At 56.1% G+C, this 503-nt stretch carries 1 protein-coding gene, 1 tRNA gene and 1 rRNA gene; 2 read left to right on the top strand and 1 reads right to left on the bottom strand.

Features of this window, described 5'->3' with window-relative positions; genetic code table 11:
• Positions 1 to 90: ribosomal RNA gene (locus GE253_RS25730) — 16S ribosomal RNA — on the top strand; the annotation flags it as partial.
• A 150-nt stretch (positions 91 to 240) separates the two neighbouring features.
• Positions 241 to 316, top strand: a tRNA-Ala gene (locus tag GE253_RS25725).
• Positions 317 to 323: 7 nt separating this feature from the next.
• Here GE253_RS25725 and GE253_RS26135 read toward each other — a convergent pair.
• Positions 324 to 503: hypothetical protein (locus tag GE253_RS26135; RefSeq protein WP_211101605.1), on the bottom strand; the 180-nt coding region annotated here is incomplete at its 5' end.

Genomic DNA, 503 nt, shown 5'->3' with positions numbered 1-503 from the left:
AGGAGGCAGCCGACCACGGTACGGTCAGCGACTGGGGTGAAGTCGTAACAAGGTAGCCGTAGGGGAACCTGCGGCTGGATCACCTCCTTTCTAAGGAAGAGCCTTTCGTTCCGCCGACCTGTTGGGTTTTCCAACATGGCTTTGGCTGACGGATACGCCGTCTCCGCATCCCTTCTCATGGATCGACAGCAAGCCTGGTCGGAAGACTGGGCTTTGTCTGTTGGGATCACCAGCCTAATTGGGGGCGTAGCTCAGTTGGGAGAGCGCGTGCTTTGCAAGCATGAGGTCGTCGGTTCGATCCCGTCCGCCTCCACCAAGTTCCGTCATTTGATGTTGAGCTTGTTGGCAGTGATTTGAGATCCATGAGTAGGCAATCGATCGGTTGCAGGTTTACCTGTGACTGTAGGCAGCAAGGGCTGCCGGTTCTTGGACATCGTGAAAATGGTTTTGTGAAGTGTGACCAAGGGTCCGCTTTGCGAGGGATGAGGCTCTCTGCCGAGGGA

Origin of the sequence: Niveispirillum sp. SYP-B3756 (genome assembly GCF_009495745.1) — a bacterium.
In the GTDB taxonomy this organism is placed as follows: domain Bacteria; phylum Pseudomonadota; class Alphaproteobacteria; order Azospirillales; family Azospirillaceae; genus Niveispirillum.
Note: the sequence above shows the minus strand (reverse complement) of the source record. Positions and strands in the feature narration are given on the sequence as shown.